Raw genomic sequence first — 17,263 nt, forward strand, 5'->3', positions numbered from 1 at the left:
TGCATTTTTTATTTTCCGATATTTGCTGGTCGGCAGTGTCGATCACGGTCTTGTTCCAGCCCTACCCTTTTTAAAAGGTGACGTCTGGGGTAAGGGATAGCAATTGTCTCTCTTCATCCAGACATCAAGGAAATGCTATGCCCTCGCCCGCTCAAACCGACGGACAGCCGGAAAATAAGAAGTCTGGCATCTTTCTGGGGTTATTGACGATTCTGGTGGGCTTCTTCTTCATTCTCTTCATGGGGCTGGGAATCTGGCAGGTGGAGCGTCTGCAATGGAAGCTCGATCTCATCGCAAGGGTCGATGCGCGCGTTCACGCCGAACCAGTTGCAGCGCCGGGTCCGGACGATTGGGCCAACGTCAACCAGAAAGACGATGAATACCGTCACGTCACGCTGACCGGCACCTATCTGAACGACAAGGAGGTGCTGGTCCATGCGCTGACCGAGCGCGGCGCGGGCTATTGGGTCCTGACGCCGATGCGTTCATCCGATGGCGCACTGACTTTCATCAATCGCGGCTTTGTTCCAAGCGACAAGCGCGATCCGTCATCGCGGCAGGAAACGCAGATTGCTGGTGAAACGACCGTAACAGGCCTGTTGCGTATGCCGGAACCTGACGGGTTCTTCCTGCGTCCGAACGATCCGGCGCGCAATGACTGGAATTCACGCGACGTTGCGGCCTTTGCGCGGAAGGAAAATCTGGGATCTGCTGCGCCCTATTTCATCGATGCGGATGCAACAGCTGGCGCGGGAGCGCTTCCCATTGGTGGACTGACGGTCGTGAAATTCCGTAACAGCCATCTTTCCTATGCAATCACATGGTTTGCGCTTGCTGCCATGGTTGCCGGTGCCGCCATTTTCCTCTGGCGGCACGAGCGTAAGTTGAAGAGCTAGATGTGCAACGCGTGGCCGAGCGCTTTCATGCTGGCTTCGGCAAAGCCTTCGCTCAATGTCGGATGTGCGTGGATCGTACCGGCGATGTCTTCCAGTCTTGCCCCCATCTCCACCGCCTGCGCGAAGGATGATGAAAGCTCGGATATGCCGACGCCAACAGCCTGAATACCGAGGATGAGGTGATTATCCGCACGTGCAACGACACGGATCAAGCCGTCTTCACGCTCGATCGTCATTGCCCGGCCATTGGCCTGAAACGGGAAAATGCCCACCTGAATCTCATGACCGGTCTTGCGCACCTCATCCGGCGATAGCCCGACCGTAACGATTTCCGGATCGGTGAAGCAGACGGCGGGGATACAGCGTTTGTCCCAAAGCTGATTGCCGCCTGCGATGATTTCCGCCACCATCTCGCCCTGTGCCATGGCACGATGCGCAAGCATTGGCTCGCCGGTCACGTCACCAATGGCATAGACACCGCGCATGGAAGTGCGGCAGCGCTCGTCGATACGGATGAAACGTCCATCCATATCGAGACGAATTTCACTGAGACCCCAACCGTCGGTCTGCGGCTTGCGGCCCACAGTGACGAGGATCTTGTCGGCCTCGATGGTCTTCGTAGCGCCGTCGGCAGTCAGGACTTCAAGCCCTGCCTCATCCTTCGATAGTCCCTTGGCTGAAGTGCTGGTCAGGACTTCGACGCCGAGCGCCTTCAAACGCGCCATGACCGGACGCGTCAGCTCGGCATCATATTGCGGCAGGATGCGGTCAGTGGCTTCCACCACAGTGACTTTCGCGCCAAGCTTGGCAAAGGCCGTGCCGATTTCCAGCCCGATATAGCCGCCACCGACGATAGCCAGCTTTTCCGGCACCTTTTCCAGCGACAGCGCTTCAGTGGACGAAATGACTTTTCCGCCAAATGGCAGCGCCTGAATTTCAACCGGAACGGAGCCGGTTGCGATAACGATGTTTTCGGCATGGATCGTCTGGCGGCCGGTATCGGTTTCGACCAGAACGGTTTTCCCGTCGAGAAAGCGTGCCTGTCCATGGAACATGCGCACGCGTGACCGTTTCAGGAGACCAGCCACACCGCCATTAAGGCGGCTCACAATGCCGTCTTTCCATTCAAGCGTTCTGGCAAAGTCGATAGCCGGATTCTGCGCCGTAATGCCGAGCGCGCCCTTCGATGCAAAGACGGAAAGGCGGTGGAATTCATCAGCTGCGTGGATCAGTGCCTTGGACGGGATGCAGCCCACATTGAGGCACGTGCCGCCCAGTCGTGTCTTTTCCACCAGCACCGTATCAATGCCAAGCTGGCCTGCCCGGATGCCGCATACATAGCCGCCGGGGCCGCCGCCGATGATCAGGAGTTTGCAGGAAATCTCGCTCATTCGATCAGCCTTCTACAAAAATCATCGCTGGCGTTTCCAGAAGGCTTTTCAGCTTCTGTACAAAAACCGCAGCGTCCCAGCCGTCGATTACGCGGTGATCGAAACTGCACGACAGGTTCATCATCTTGCGCGGCACGAACTGCACTCCGTCCCACATAGGACGCACGGCCATCTTGTTGATGCCGACGATTGCGACTTCCGGGCGGTTGATGATCGGTGTCGTGGCGATTGCACCGAGCGGTCCAAGCGATGTGATGGTGATGGTGGAACCTGTCAGTTCTTCCCGCTTCGCCGTACCGTTGCGCGCCGCGTCAGTAACGCGCGACAACTCAGAAGCTGCAGCGAACACGCTCATGCTTTCCGCATGCCGTACCACCGGCACAATCAGACCGTTGGGCGTCTGCGTGGCGATGCCGATATGCACACCACCAAACTGGCGGATGATGTCGGCCTCGTCATCGAAATGCGCATTGAGACCGGGCTGTTCTTTCACTGCCTTGACGATAGTGCGAATAATGAAAGGCAGAAGCGTCAGACGCGGGCGATCTTCTTTCTTCTCATTGTTGAGGCCGCTACGCAGCTCTTCCAACTGTGTAACATCGACCTCTTCGACGATGGTAATATGCGGAATATGGCGCTTCGCCTCGGCCATGCGTTCGGCAATCTTGCGGCGAAGGCCGATGACCTTGATCTCGTTGACCGAGGTGTCGGTTGCATAACCGGACAGAGCCGGTGACGCGCCTGTTTCCTGCTGGAAAAAGAGGTCCAGATCTTCATGCGTGATGCGTCCCGCCGGACCCGTACCGCGAACACGACGCAGATCGACGCCAGCATCGCGAGCGCGCAGTCTGACGGACGGTGTTGCCAGCGGCCTTTCGCCCTCGCTGCGTATCGGACCCGCACCAGAGAATGCGCGGCTTGTGGCTTCACGCTTGGGGGCAGCCGCTTTTGGAGGAACCGGCGTCTGCAACAGAACCGGTGTTTCGGGAGTTGGTGCCGGTTGCGGCTTGGCCGTTTCAACAGCAGTCGGAGCCGGTTCTTCTGCGTTCCCTTCGGATTTCTCTTCCGTCGCACCGCCCTCGATCTCCAGACGGACGAGTTCAGACCCGACAGCGATCTTCTCGCCGACTTCACCATTGACGGCGATGACCTTGCCGCCGCGTGACGATGGAATTTCCACTGTTGCCTTGTCGGTCATGACGGCTGCGAGAAGATCGTCCTCGCGCACGACATCGCCAACCTTCACATGCCATTCGACCAATTCGGCCTCGGCAACGCCTTCACCAACATCGGGGAGTTTAATTGTAAAATGTGCCATGTTTCCCTCCCCCTCAAGCTTCCATGATGGATGTTAGCGCGCGGCCCACCCGGTCGGGTCCGGGGAAATAGGCCCATTCCTGCGCATGCGGATAAGGCGTATCCCAACCGGTAACGCGGAGGATCGGCGCTTCCAGATGATAGAAGCAATCACGCTGCACGAGTGCGGCAAGCTCTGCGCCGTAACCGCAGGTCAGCGTCGCCTCATGCACGATTACGCAACGCCCGGTCTTCTTCACAGACGCCATGATGGTGTCCGTATCGAGCGGAAGCAGCGTGCGAAGATCGATCACGTCAGCATCGACGCCGGTTTCCTCGGCGGCGGCAAGCGCCACATGGACCATGGTGCCATAGGCAAGCACCGTCACGTCGCTGCCCTCGCGGCGAATGGCAGCCTTGCCTAGCGGCACGGTATAATAGCCTTCCGGCACATCACCGAGATCATGTTTCTTCCAGGATGTCACCGGACGGTCGTGATGCCCGTCGAAAGGACCGTTATAAAGACGCTTCGGTTCGAACATGATAACGGGATCAGGGTCTTCGATGGCCGCCAGCAGCAGTCCCTTGGCATCGGCAGGCGTCGACGGCATGACCGTCTTCAGGCCCGACACATGGGTGAAAAGCGCTTCCGGACTCTGGCTGTGCGTCTGGCCGCCATAGATGCCGCCGCCGGATGGCATGCGGATTACGATAGGACAGGTGAACTCGCCCGCCGAGCGATAACGCAGGCGTGCCGCTTCCGAAACGATCTGGTCATAGGCCGGATAGACATAGTCCGCGAACTGCACTTCGATGCAGGGGCGAAGACCGTAAGCGGCCATGCCGATGGCGGTGCCGACAATGCCGAGTTCGCTGATCGGCGCATCAAAGCAGCGTTCCTTGCCATATTTCTTCTGGAGGCCAGCCGTACAGCGGAAAACACCGCCGAAATAACCGACATCCTCGCCGAACACGACCACCTTCTTGTCGCGTTCCATGGCGATATCGTGGGCGTTCTGGATCGCCTCGATCATAGTCATTTTGGTCATTGATCAGAACCCTGCTTCCTGACGCTGGCGGATAAGATGCGGCGGCGTTTCGGCATAGACATCCTCAAACATGTCGCGCATCGACGGCTTGCGACCGTCATGCAATGTACCAATGGCTTCCGCTTCGCGCTGTGCAGCCACCACCAGATCCATCACTTCTGCTTCGGCCTGCTTGTGACGTTCATCCGACCAGACGCCGCGCTTGATAAGATGGTTCTTGAGCCGCAGGATCGGATCGCCGAGCGGCCATGCGTCGCTTTCGGCCTTCGGACGATAGGCGGATGGATCGTCAGAGGTTGAGTGTCCGCCAGCGCGATAGGTCACATATTCGATGATGGTCGGCCCGAGATTGCGCCGGGCGCGTTCCACAGCCCATTTGGCTACCGCATGAACGGCCAGATAGTCATTGCCATCGACACGTAGGGCAGGAATGCCGAAGCCGTGGCCGCGCGCTGCGAAAGTGCCGGAGCCGCCGCGCGCAATGCCCTGAAAGGTGGAAATGGCCCATTGGTTGTTGACGATATTCATCACCACCGGGGCTTTGTAGGTCGAAGCAAAAACCAATGCGGCGTGGAAATCGCTTTCTGCGGTCGAGCCATCGCCGATCCATGCAGCAGCGATCTTCGTATCGTGGCTGATGGCCGAAGCCATGGCCCAGCCGACGGCCTGCGTATATTGCGTCGCGAGATTGCCGGAAATGGTGAAGAAGCCATGGTCCTGTGACGAGTACATCACCGGAAGCTGACGGCCTTTCAGCGGGTCCTGCTCGTTGGAGAAAATCTGGTTCATCATCGTGACGAGCGGATAATCGTCGGCAATGAGCAGACCGGCCTGACGATAGGTCGGGAAATTCATGTCGCCTTTGCGCAATGCCTTGCGGAAAGCACAGCTGACCGCCTCTTCGCCGAGATGCTGCATATAGAACGAGGTCTTGCCTTGACGCTGAGCCATCATCATGCGGGCATCATAAGCGCGCAGGGTCATCATGTGGCGAAGCCCGTCTTTCAACTCATCATCGGTCAAGGTGCCCGCCCAGGGGCCGACCGCCTCGCCTTCGCGGTTCAGAACACGGATGATGCTGAAAGCCAGATCACGCATCGCTTCCGGCTTTTCGTCGATTTCCGGCCTGCGAACGCTTCCCGCACGCGGGATTTTGACATGGGAGAAATCCGGTGCGTCACCGGGCCGCCACTCCGGCTCGGGAACATGCAGGGATAGTACGACATCATCGCTCATGCGGGTAACCCTCGAAACTGGCCTCGCAACTGGCCTAGGGAACTTACAAAATGTCGAACGGGAGAATATCGGATTGGTTCCGTGCGTTTCGGAAACCCTATCGTCGGCACTGTTGGTCACATCTGCCGACCTTGTTCCTCCCATGCGACATGGCGCCGATTTCCTCCTTCGGCACCATCCGTTTTCAGGGTGGAACGGGTTCAAAAATAAAGCAAGATTATTTTTCGGCCGCTTCGGCACTCTTTTGTGAAACGGGTTCGCTCGTGCTTTGGCAGCAGCTAAGGTGCACCAGACGAAACAAGCTTATTCCCGTGATTTCGATGGGATTTTAAGTGGAATGTTTACCTATCTAGTACCGCAATAATATTGCTTTTGATTGACGAAAACGTCAGTACTTATTGGTACTCTTTCAGCCCTTTCGAGCGCGGTTTTGGTTTCTCACAAACTCAGCATGAGGCGTTTTGTCCAAGTATCCCAGCGAGAATTACGTCCATCAAACGACGCCGATTCTCCAAAAAGAAAAGCCGCACCCGAGGGCGCGGCTTGGTAAGAAGCTGCGAAATATTCGGTTCAGCGGATCGCTTTGCCGTTCGCATCAAACCGATGCGTCTTGCTATCATCAGGCGTAATGAAGATCATGTCGCCTTCGTTGTAGTGATGTTCGCCGAAGAGCCGCACCGTAATCAGGCCCGCAGCTTCGGTTTCGACGTAAAGGATCGTATCGGCACCGAGATGTTCGGCGTGGATGACCTTGCCTTGCCATTTGCCGCTGTCGCGGCTGACGGAAATGTGCTCGGGACGGATACCGACCGTCTTCGCTCCTGCGTCGCCAACACGGGTGCCGTCCACGAAATTCATCTGCGGCGAGCCGATGAAGCCCGCGACAAACAGATTGTCAGGCTTGTTATAGAGTTCCATCGGCGAACCGACCTGCTCGATGCGGCCGGCATTGAGGACAACGATACGGTCAGCAAGCGTCATGGCCTCAACCTGATCATGCGTGACATAGATCATCGTCGCCTTGAGCTCGCGGTGCAACTTGGCGATTTCAAGCCGCGTCTGCACGCGAAGCGCCGCATCGAGGTTCGACAGCGGTTCATCGAACAGGAACAGTTCAGGTTCGCGCACCAGTGCACGCCCGATGGCGACGCGCTGGCGCTGGCCACCTGACATTTCAGCCGGACGGCGACCCAGATAAGGGTCAAGCGACAGCATTGCCGAAGCTTTCGAAACGCGTGTTTCGATTTCAGCCTTGGCCGTGCCTGCCTGCTTGAGGCCAAGCCCCATATTGTCCTTGACCGTCAGGTGAGGATAAAGCGCATAGGACTGGAACACCATCGCGATGCCGCGCTTGGAAGGCGGCGTGACTGTGACATCATCGCCATTGATGAGCACCTGGCCGGAAGAAACATCTTCCAGACCGGCTATGGAGCGCAGCAGCGTTGACTTGCCGCAACCGGAAGGTCCGACGAAGATGATGAATTCGCCGTCCTGCACTTCAAGATTGATATCCTGCAGAACTTCCTGTGCGCCGTAGCGCTTGTGTACCGATTTGAGTAGCAGCGATCCCACGTAACAAATTCCCTTAGAGCATTTCCAGCAAAAGTGCGAAGCGGTTTTGCGTAGGATAATGCGTGAAAACAAAGAGATAGAGCGGTTCCACGAATCCGTTTTAACTGGAACCGCTCTAATTTCTACCGGCTTACAGTTTGACAGGCTGGCCCGAGCGCACGCTTTCATCTGCCGCAAGGCAGATGCGCAGCGATTGCAGCGCGTCATCCATATGTCGGTTGAGATCGATATCTTCGCGAATGGCCTTCAGCATGTAAGCCTGCTCGCGTTCACACAATTCCTGATGTCCGGGCTCGTCGGCCATGGAGAGGTCCGTATCCGGTTTCAGGAACTTTCCATCTGCTCCGCGCTCGGCGCGGTGAACACGGATGGTCGAGGTCTTGGTATGGGCGTCCACATCATCGGATTTGGTCACGGCCTCGTTCATGACGATCGAGACGCAGCCGTTCGGCGAGATGACGTCCTTCACGAAGAAGGCCGTTTCCGACATCATCGGTCCCCAGCCCGCTTCATACCAGCCGACCGTGCCGTCATCGAACAACACTTGAAGATGGCCGTAATTATACATGTCCGGCTTGATCTCGTCGGAGAGGCGCAATCCCATGCCGCGCACTTCCACCGGCTTGGCGTCAGTGATCTGGCACATGACGTCCACATAATGCACCCCACAATCGACAATGGGCGACGTGGTGTTCATCAGGTTCTTGTGCGTCTCCCAGGTTGCGCCACTGGATTGCTGGTTGAGATTCATGCGGAAGACGTAAGGTCCACCGAGCTGGCGTGCCTCGGAAATAAGCCGCATCCACGACGGATGATGGCGCAGAATATAGCCGATGACGAGCTTGCGCCCGTTGGCGCGTGCGCAGTCGATTACCCGACGCGCATCCTCAACCGTCGTTGCCAGCGGCTTTTCCACGAACACATGCGCGCCCTGCTCCAGCGCCGCGACGGCATAATCCGCATGGCTTTCCGAATAAGTAGCGACGCAGGCGAGATCGGGCTTCAGTTCCTTCAGTGCTTCATGGAAGGAAGGATGAATTTCATAGCCTGCCAGTTCATCCGGAACGGCAACCTTGGTGCGATTGACGAGGCCGATGACCTCGAAGCCGGGATTGCGGTGATAGGCCAGTGCATGGCTGCGGCCCATATTGCCGAGACCGGCGGAAAGAACACGAACAGGATTTTGCATTGCAGAACTCATTTTACAGCCCCCGCGGTGATGCCGCGGATCAGCTGCCGCGAGAATATGACGTAAAGGACGAGGATCGGGAACATCGCCAGCGAAAGCGCTGACAGAACCGCATTCCAGTTGGTGACGAACTGACCGATGAACAGCTGCGAACCGAGCGTCACCGTCTTGGTGGCTTCACTTGGCGCAAGGATCAGCGGGAACCAGAGATCGTTCCAGATCGGGATCATGGTGAAAACGGCGACCGTGGCCATGGCAGGCCTGATCAGCGGCAGCACCAGCTTGAAGAAGATCGCATATTCCGACATGCCGTCTATTCGCCCGGCATTCTTCAAATCGTCGGATACTGTTCGCATGAATTCCGACAGGATGAAGATCGCAAGCGGCAGGCCCTGCGCGGTATAAACGAGGATCAGCGCCGTCAGCGTGTTGACCAGACCTGCGGCTACCATGCCTTGCAGCAGTGCAACCGTGCCGAGCCGGATCGGGATCATGATGCCGATGGCGAGATAAAGCCCCATCAGCGTGTTGCCCTTGAAGCGATATTCAGCGAGCGCAAAGGCTGCCATCGCACCGAACAGGATCACAAGGAAGATGCTCACCACCGTGACGATGGTGCTGTTCTGAAAGTAAGTCAGGAAGGAGCCCTGCTTCAGAACCGTTTCATAGCCGATGAGACTGAAACTTTCCGGTGTCGGAAACTGCAGTGGCGTGCGGAAAATCGCATTACGATCCTTGAACGAATTGATCAGCGTCAGCGCCACCGGGAACACGGCGATCAGCATGTAGAAGATCAGGGCCGCATGAACGAGAGTGGTGCGAATGGGCGATGTGCGTGCTTTCGACATGGTCTCGTCCTTCAGAACTGGTAGCGGCGCATGCGGCGCTGGATGCCGAACAGGTAGAGCGACACACCTGCCAGAATGATGAGGAACATCACGGCGGCGATGGTTGCGCCCATGGACGGGTTGCCAAGCTGCAGCTGGAAGCCGAAGAAAGTACGATAAAGGAACGTGCCCAGAATATCTGTCGACTTGTCCGGTCCGGCAAGCGCACCCTGCATCGAATAGACGAGGTCGAACGCGTTGAAGTTGGCAACGAAGGTCATCACCGAGATCAGGCCGATTGAAGGCAGGATCAGCGGCAGCTTGATCTTGAAGAACTGGCTCCAACCGGTGATGCCGTCACATTCGGCCGCTTCGATGATTTCATCGGGAATATTCAGAAGAGCTGCATAGATCAGCATCATCGGAATGCCGACGAACTGCCAGACCGAGACGAGCGACACGGTGACAAGCGCCGTATCCGCCTTGCCGAGCCACGGGCCAAACAGCCATTTGAGACCGACAAGGTCCATCATCCACGGTGCGACGCCCCAGATCGGCGACAGGATCAGCTTCCAGATAAAGCCCACGATCACGAAGGACAGCAGCGTTGGGAGAAAGATCGCCGTGCGGTAGAAGGCAGCAAAACGCAGCTTCGGCAGGGACAGCATGGCTGCCAGCAGAATGCCGATCGGGTTTTGAACAAGCATGTGAATACAAAAGAATATAACGTTGTTTTTCAACGCATTCCAGAAATCGCGTGACCAGTTCGGATCACCGAAAAGTGCCTGGAAATTGGCGAACCCCACAAAAGCGCGCTGTCCGTCGACGACATTGAAGAATGCCTGCCGAAGTGTCTCGATCAATGGCAGCACCATCACCGCCGTATAGATCAGGACGCAGGGCAGAAGAAATACAAGTATATGCCAACGCCTTGGGCGCTTGTGCACAATACCTGTCATGTCGGCAGATTGGCTCATATAGGCATTCGCTCTTCAAGAGCATTTCCAGCAAAGGTATGAACCATTTGCGTTCGGAAATGCATAAAACCGATGGTTAGCGTTCTCGTTCACGAGAATGCGTGCAAACCGGGAAACAATATTTCCCATCCCTGCCCGCTCGCGTCATTTTAAACTGACACGGAATGCACCGATTGCAAAACTGCATGTCGATGCGACAGACGAAAAGATATGGGCGGCGCGCCCCCGCGATCGCCGCCCATATTGTCCCGCGTTTTTACTTCGCAGGCTTGTACCAGCTGTCCAGACCTTCCTGCAGCTTCTTCGCGGCATCTTCCGGCGTCACAGTGCCGTTGATGACGTTGGCCGACTGAACCCAGGTTTCATTTTCTAGGTTCGGCGTGCCACGCGAGAGAATCTGGTAGGTCGAACGAATGGTTGGCTTGCACTTTTCGCGCCAGGAAACGAACTCCTGTGCCAGCGGATCGCTCATTTTCACTGCCGTCGAATTGAGGCTGAAGAAGCCCGGCAGCGCATTGGCGTAGATTTCAGCGAACTCAGGCGAAGATACCCAGTTCAGGAAAACCTTTGCCTGTTCTGCGTGCTTGCTCGAAGCGTTGAGGCCAAGGCCGATATCGTTGTGGTCGGAGATGTAGCAGGTATCGCCTGCATTCTTGACCGGTGGCGGGAAGGCACCCATCTTGAATTGCGCCTGCGTATTGAACAGGCCAATTTCCCACGAACCAGCCGGATAGATGGCGGCGCGGCCAAGCGTGAACAGGTTCTGGCTGTCCGGATAAGTCTGCGCTTCGAAACCGTCGCCCAGATAATCCTTCCACTTGGCAAGAACCTTGAACGGTTCGACCCACTGCGGATCGGTGAGCTTTTCTGTACCGGCGATCAGAGCCTTGCGGCCTTCCTCGCCTTTCCAGTAGGTTGGTCCGATATTCTGGTAGCCCATGGTTGCGGCTTCCCACATATCCTTCGTGCCCATGGCCATCGGGATGTAGGTGCCGTCTGCCTTGATCTTGTCGAGAGCTTCGAAGAATTCGGCTTCCGTGGTCGGAGCCTTGAGCCCCAGCTTGTCGAAGGCTTCCTGATTGTAGATGAAGCCGTGAATAACCGAAGCCATCGGCACGCAGAAGGTCTTTGAACCGTCGTCAGTGCTCCAAGCGGACTTGGCAACGTCGGAGAAGTTCTTCATGCCTTCGAGATCGGTCAGGTCGGAGAGCTTGCCCTTGTTGAAAAGCTCGAGCGACGTGTCGAACGGACGGCAGGAAATAAGGTCGCCGCCTGAACCGGCGTCGAGCTTGGCATTGAGGGCCGCGTTATACTCGGTTGGCGCACTCGGTGCGAAATTGATCTTGATGCCAGGATTCTTGGCTTCAAAAGCCGGAATGATCTTTTCCTGCCAGATCTGCAGATCGTCGTTACGCCAGCTTTCGACCGTCAGCGTGACGTCTTCGGCAAGCGCAGCCGATCCCGACGCCAAAAGCGTGGAACCCAGCAGCATGAGTTTCAACGTATTACGAACCATTTGACCTTCTCCCGTTTTTTAGCGCGGATGCGCAACAGAGGCGAAAGTACGCCAGACCGCTTCAGTACGATCGCTCCTCGCGTTATGGGAAAAGTACCGGCCCCCGCCGGTGATCTCCATCCCTATTCCGCGTGCTCCTCGCCCTCAGCGGCATTGCGCTCCCCTTCTGTTGAAATTAATGCCAAAAACGTACCAATTGTCCAGAGAAGTTTACAACTTTCGCGCATAAAAATTTAAAACAGTCGTTTTTCTCAAATTTTATCAACGAATTAATCAATTTTTTCACAAGCCGACAAATCTGCTTGGTTAATGGTATTTTTTTGGTATCTTCAAGCTGGAGGTATCTTCATGACTGAATTCTTCATTGGCGTCGATGGTGGCGGCACGGGATGTCGCGCCGTGGTGGCGGGTAGCGATGGTGCGATTCTGGGTTCGGGGCGCAGCGGCTCCGCCAATATCGTCACCGATCCGCGAACGGCGCTGATCAATGTGATTGCGGCGATCGATAACGCTTTTGATGATGCCGGGCTGGATAAGGCGCATTATGCGACCAGTCACGCGGTTCTCGGTCTGGCAGGCGGCAATGTCGTGGGTGCAGGCACCCCGATAGAACGCGGCCTGCCCTTCGCGCACTCCAATGTGGAGTTTGACGGCGTGATCGCCCTGCAGGGTGCGCTTGGCGATCAGGACGGCATCGTTGCCATTCTCGGCACGGGCACGGCCTACATCACACGCCGGAGCGGTCGAATTCATTCAGTCGGCGGATGGGGTTTTCCTTTGAGCGATCTCGGCAGCGGTGCGCGGCTCGGTCAAAGCTTGTTGCAGGAAAGCCTGCTCGTGCATGACGGCATTCATCCACGCACACGCCTGACGACCGACCTCCTCAACGAGTTCGACAACAATCCGGATAATCTGGTCGAATTTGCGTGGACGGCGAAGCCCGGTGACTTTGGCAAATATGCTCCACGTATTTTCCAGTATGCGAACGAGGGAGACGCGACAGCGCGGATGTTGCTGGAGCGTTCTGCTGGTTATGTAAGTGAAACGCTTGACGTACTGATCAAACAGGGCGCTGAACGCATCAGCCTGCTAGGCGGCATGGCACCGCTTTATGTGGAATGGCTGCCGCCACACCAGCAGAAGCTTCTGGTAAAGCCCGCGGCGGATGCTTTGACAGGCGCTCTGCAACTGGCCCTCAAGCGATATGGGTCGCAAAATGGAAAGGCGCGCGAATGAGCGGAAATTTCAGCGCTTTCCTGCCCAAGAACCTGCAGGGTTCTGCTCCCTCTTCTGGTGGCCCACTCTATATGCAGCTGCGTCAGTCACTGGAGACTGCGATCCGCGCCGGGCAGCTGGTTGATGGCGAAGCCCTGCCGCCGGAACGCGACATTGCTGAATATGCCAATATCAGCCGTGTGACGGTGCGCAAGGCGGTGGATGATCTCGTCAAGGCCGGGCTTCTCGTGCGCCGTCATGGTTCGGGAACGTTCGTCGTACGCCCGAGCGAGCGCGTGCAGCAGTCGCTCTCGATGCTGACTTCATTTACCGAAGACATGGCGCGTCGCGGCATCACCACGCAATCCCGATGGCTGGAGCGCGGCCTTTACTACCCTTCGCCTGAAGAGATGATGAAGCTGGGCGTTTCCTCGGAAACCCGCGTTGCCCGCCTCGGTCGCCTGCGCATTGCGAGTGACATGCCGCTGGCCATCGAGCGCGCAAGTCTTTCAAGCGAAATCCTGCCCGACCCGGATGCGGTGAAGGGCTCGCTCTATGCCGAGCTGAGCCGCACCGGGTTTCGCCCTGTGCGTGCGGTCCAGCGCATAGCAGCCTGCAACATCAAAGACCCCGACGCACGCATTCTGGGCGTCAAGGAAGGCGATGCGGGTCTGTCCATCGAACGGATTTCGTATCTGCCGTCCGGTCGGGTGGTGGAGTTTACAAAATCACTCTATCGCGGCGATGCCTATGATTTCGTAGCCGAGCTGACAATACCCCAACCTTGAGCGACTTCCATCAAAGAAAACGGCCCGTTTCCGGGCTGTTTTTATTTCATGTCAAAGCACAATCCGACCGGAGTGAAACGAGGATCGATAAGATTATGCTTGAAATAGAGGACGTTAGAGCGCCGATCTGATGTAATCAGATCGAAACGCGCTCTAATGGTGTTTCTTGCCTTCACGAGCCAGATCCGCTGTTGGATCGGCCGCGAGACGCTTGCGCGCCCGGTCATCCATCAGCTCATACCACATGGCGTTGAGCACGGCGAAAGCCGCAGCGAGCGGAAGCCCCAACAACCAGGAAAAATACCACATATCGCTTTCCTTTCTCGGTTGTTCCAAGCGCATCCTGAAAAGTGTGAAACGGTTTTCAGGATGCGCGTTGAAACGAAACTTATAGAGCGCCGATCTGATGCAATCAGATCGAAATGCACTCTAGTAAGCGTGATTGCTGTCGTCTTCGATCATGTCCTTATCGACCTTGCCCCACAGGACCTTGTAAACCCAGGACGTGTAGACAACGATCAACGGCAGGAAGATGAGCGTCACAACCAGCATGATGAACAGTGTCATATGGCTGGAAGACGAATCCCATACCGTCAGGCTTGAGCGCGGATCGAGCGACGATGGCAGAATGAACGGGAACATCGACACGCCGACCGACGAAATAATGCCGAAGATCGACAGCTTTCCGAACAGCAGCGGGGCTAATTCACGACGGCTACGCAATGCGATGAAGACCGCCAGTGCCCCCAAAATGCCGAGCGCCGGAGCGATCAGCAGGACAGGATAGTTCACATAGTTGGTGAACCATGCACCGTGATCCAGTTCCACAGTCTTGCGCAGCGGATTGGATGGCCCGTCGGTGACGATGGCGCTCGTGATCCGGTAACCCGAAACCCAGAACCAGCTGACAACCCCAGCCAGCACATAGAGCACGACAGTCAGAAGAGCTGCGATGCTGCCGTAGGACCGGGCACGCGCCTGAATATCCCCGGTCGTCTTCAGCATCAGCCAAGAGGCGCCATGCATGCAGAGCATTGTCACCGAAAGCACGCCGCAAAGCAGTGCAAACGGATTCAGCAGACCGAAGAACGAGCCTTCATAGAATATCTGAAAGTCGTCGGCGATACGGAATGGAACGCCCTGTAGGACATTGCCGACGGCAACGCCGAAGATAAGAGCAGGAACGAAACCGCCGATGAAAAGCGCCCAGTCCCAGCCTCTCCTCCAGGCCTCACTCTCGCGCTTGGAACGATATTTGAACCCGACCGGACGCAGGATGAGTGCGAACAGGATGACAAACATCGCCAGATAGAATCCGGAGAAAGACACCGCATAGAGCTGTGGCCAGGCGGCGAAAATAGCACCGCCCCCGAGGATCAACCAGACCTGATTGCCTTCCCAGACGGGGCCGATCGTGTTGATGATGATGCGTCGCTCGACATCGGTTTTGCCGACGACGGGCATGAGTATGTCGACACCAAGGTCGAACCCGTCCATCGCGGCAAAAGCGATCAGCAATACGCCGAGCAGCACCCACCAGATGAGACGCAGGGTTTCATAGTCCAACAAATCGCTGAGTATCATGATCCTTACTCCGCAGGTGCGATGCTGGCCGGGGCGAGCATTGCTTCCGGCTTGCTGTCGGGTTCAGGTCCAGCCTTGATAGCACGGATCATCAGGCCCATCTCGATGATGAAGAGAACCGTATAGATCGCCACGAAACCAAGTATGGTCAGCAGCACTGTGGATGCTCCGAGATTGGAAACCCCAACTGCCGTCGGCAATATGCCTTCGATAACCCATGGCTGGCGGCCAAACTCCGCGACGATCCAGCCCATTTCGGCTGCGATCCACGGTAGCGGTATCGCAAACACGGCAATCCGCAACAGGAACGGATAACGGTCGAGTTTACGACGCGCAGACAGCACGAAGAATGTGCCCGTCAGCAGGATCAGGAAGAAGCCGATGCCGACCATGATGCGGAAGGCCCAGAACAGGGGCAGGACACCGGGAACGGTATCGTTTGCGGCCTGTGTGATCTGTGCGTCGGTTGCCTGACGCGGATCGTCGACATAGCGCTTCAGCAGAAGCGCATAGCCCATCCACTGACTGTTATCGGCAAAGACGTCCTTCACTTCCTGCGGAACGGCATTCGTGTCGCCAGCCGCACGGATTTTCTGCAAGGCGTCATAGGCGACGATGCCATTGCGGATATGGTTCTCCGCACTTTCAACAAGATCGTTGATGCCCTGAATTGGGGTGGTGAGAGAACGCGTACCGATCAGGCCCATGACCCATGGAATATGCACCGCGAAGTGAGTTTCGCGTGCTGCCTGATCCGGGAAACCGAATACGGTGAACGAAGCCGGAGCCGGTTCTGTTTCCCACATGGCTTCAATCGCCGCGATCTTCATCTTCTGATGTTCGTTGGCCAGATAGCCGCTTTCGTCACCAAGGACGACGACGGAAAGAGTTGCGGCAAGACCGAACGATGCTGCAATGGTCATCGAGCGCTTGGCGAGTTCTACCGAGCGTCCCTTGAGCAGATACCAGGCCGAAACACCGAGGACGAAAACAGACGCGGTGACATAACCGGCAGAAACCGTATGCACGAACTTGGCCTGCGCGACCGGGTTCATCAGCACTGCGAAGAAATCGGTGATTTCCATACGCATGGTTTCGGGATTGAATGCCGACCCGACCGGATTCTGCATCCAGCCATTGGCGATCAGAATCCACAGTGCCGAGAAGTTGGAACCTGCCGCGACCGCATAAGTCGCCATGAGGTGCCCGACTTTCGACAGGCGATCCCAGCCGAAGAAGAACAGACCTACGAAGGTTGCTTCAAGGAAGAAAGCCATAAGGCCTTCGATAGCGAGCGGTGCGCCGAAGATGTCGCCGACATAGTGGCTGTAATAACTCCAGTTCATGCCGAACTGGAATTCCATCACGACGCCCGTCGCGACGCCCATGACAAAGTTGATGCCAAACAGCGTACCCCAAAATTTCGTCATCTGCCGCCAGATGAGTCGCCCCGTCATCACGTAAACGGTTTCCATGATGGCAAGCAGCACGGAAAGACCCAAGGTCAGAGGTACGAAGAGGAAGTGATAAAGTGCCGTGATTGCAAACTGCAATCGCGACAGGGAGACAATATCGAGTTCCATCTCTTTAAGCCGGTAACCCGGCCCTCCTGGTGTTATGAGCGGCGCTTCAGCGCGGCCCCCTTTTGAAAACGGCGGCTTCCTGGAAACCGTACTCCGCTTCAATTTCAAATATCGGTCCAGATATGGACACGGACTTCAAATCAT

At 56.6% G+C, this 17,263-nt stretch carries 15 protein-coding genes; 3 read left to right on the forward strand and 12 right to left on the reverse strand.

The annotated features are described in order from the left end of the window. Positions 1 to 137 precede the first annotated feature (137 nt). Positions 138 to 896 (forward strand): SURF1 family protein, encoded by a 759-nt coding sequence (locus FG152_RS13835; RefSeq protein WP_010658753.1) that lies wholly within the window; start codon positions 138 to 140, stop codon positions 894 to 896. Here the strand turns inward: FG152_RS13835 and lpdA are convergent. The 9 genes from lpdA to FG152_RS13880 form a co-directional block, all read right to left on the reverse strand. Beyond that, a complete protein-coding gene (gene lpdA / locus FG152_RS13840) occupies positions 893 to 2,287 on the reverse strand; it encodes a dihydrolipoyl dehydrogenase (RefSeq protein WP_010658752.1) in 1,395 nt (464 codons plus the stop codon). The two genes, FG152_RS13835 and lpdA, sit on opposite strands and share 4 nt — an antisense overlap. Before the next feature lie 4 nt (positions 2,288 to 2,291). Further along, complete coding sequence (locus FG152_RS13845) at positions 2,292 to 3,605, reverse strand: dihydrolipoamide acetyltransferase family protein (RefSeq protein ID WP_010658751.1); 1,314 nt, start codon at positions 3,603 to 3,605, stop codon at positions 2,292 to 2,294. Positions 3,606 to 3,618: 13 nt separating this feature from the next. Next, on the reverse strand, positions 3,619 to 4,632 hold the full coding sequence (locus tag FG152_RS13850; protein ID WP_498986896.1) for an alpha-ketoacid dehydrogenase subunit beta: 1,014 nt from the start codon (positions 4,630 to 4,632) through the stop codon (positions 3,619 to 3,621). 3 nt (positions 4,633 to 4,635) lie between these two features. Further along, positions 4,636 to 5,868: a 3-methyl-2-oxobutanoate dehydrogenase (2-methylpropanoyl-transferring) subunit alpha gene (locus tag FG152_RS13855; protein WP_010658749.1), complete on the reverse strand. Its 1,233-nt coding sequence runs from the start codon at positions 5,866 to 5,868 to the stop codon at positions 4,636 to 4,638. A 570-nt stretch (positions 5,869 to 6,438) separates the two neighbouring features. Continuing rightward, entirely contained in the window at positions 6,439 to 7,440 is a 1,002-nt protein-coding gene (locus FG152_RS13860; protein ID WP_010658748.1) for an ABC transporter ATP-binding protein, read from the reverse strand. A 130-nt stretch (positions 7,441 to 7,570) separates the two neighbouring features. Next, positions 7,571 to 8,641 (reverse strand): Gfo/Idh/MocA family protein, encoded by a 1,071-nt coding sequence (locus FG152_RS13865; RefSeq protein WP_012092947.1) that lies wholly within the window; start codon positions 8,639 to 8,641, stop codon positions 7,571 to 7,573. Then, positions 8,638 to 9,477, reverse strand: a complete 840-nt coding sequence (locus FG152_RS13870; RefSeq protein WP_010658746.1) for a carbohydrate ABC transporter permease — start codon at positions 9,475 to 9,477, stop codon at positions 8,638 to 8,640. Before FG152_RS13870 ends, FG152_RS13865 begins: the two co-directional genes overlap by 4 nt. Before the next feature lie 11 nt (positions 9,478 to 9,488). Next, positions 9,489 to 10,433, reverse strand: coding sequence for a carbohydrate ABC transporter permease (locus FG152_RS13875; protein WP_010658745.1), 945 nt, complete (start codon positions 10,431 to 10,433; stop codon positions 9,489 to 9,491). Between the two features lie 256 nt (positions 10,434 to 10,689). Continuing rightward, complete coding sequence (locus FG152_RS13880; RefSeq protein WP_010658744.1) at positions 10,690 to 11,949, reverse strand: ABC transporter substrate-binding protein; 1,260 nt, start codon at positions 11,947 to 11,949, stop codon at positions 10,690 to 10,692. A 348-nt stretch (positions 11,950 to 12,297) separates the two neighbouring features. Here FG152_RS13880 and FG152_RS13885 point away from each other — a divergent pair, with 348 nt between their 5' ends. Next, entirely contained in the window at positions 12,298 to 13,185 is an 888-nt protein-coding gene (locus FG152_RS13885) for a glucosamine kinase nucleotide-binding domain-containing protein (RefSeq protein WP_010658743.1), read from the forward strand. Then, complete coding sequence (locus FG152_RS13890) at positions 13,182 to 13,952, forward strand: GntR family transcriptional regulator (RefSeq protein WP_010658742.1); 771 nt, start codon at positions 13,182 to 13,184, stop codon at positions 13,950 to 13,952. The genes FG152_RS13885 and FG152_RS13890 overlap by 4 nt, the downstream gene beginning before the upstream one ends. A 153-nt stretch (positions 13,953 to 14,105) precedes the next feature. Here FG152_RS13890 and cydX read toward each other — a convergent pair whose 3' ends face one another. From cydX to FG152_RS13905, 3 genes are all read right to left on the reverse strand, one after another. Further along, on the reverse strand, positions 14,106 to 14,261 hold the full coding sequence (gene cydX, locus FG152_RS13895) for a cytochrome bd-I oxidase subunit CydX (RefSeq protein ID WP_029375948.1): 156 nt from the start codon (positions 14,259 to 14,261) through the stop codon (positions 14,106 to 14,108). A 120-nt stretch (positions 14,262 to 14,381) separates the two neighbouring features. Then, positions 14,382 to 15,536, reverse strand: a complete 1,155-nt coding sequence (cydB, locus tag FG152_RS13900) for a cytochrome d ubiquinol oxidase subunit II (RefSeq protein ID WP_010658740.1) — start codon at positions 15,534 to 15,536, stop codon at positions 14,382 to 14,384. Positions 15,537 to 15,541: 5 nt separating this feature from the next. Beyond that, positions 15,542 to 17,119 (reverse strand): cytochrome ubiquinol oxidase subunit I, encoded by a 1,578-nt coding sequence (locus tag FG152_RS13905; protein WP_010658739.1) that lies wholly within the window; start codon positions 17,117 to 17,119, stop codon positions 15,542 to 15,544. Between the last annotated feature and the right edge of the window lie 144 nt (positions 17,120 to 17,263).

The sequence above is a fragment of the Ochrobactrum sp. XJ1 genome, from assembly GCF_024701725.1.
Classification (GTDB): Bacteria; Pseudomonadota; Alphaproteobacteria; order Rhizobiales; family Rhizobiaceae; genus Brucella; species Brucella anthropi.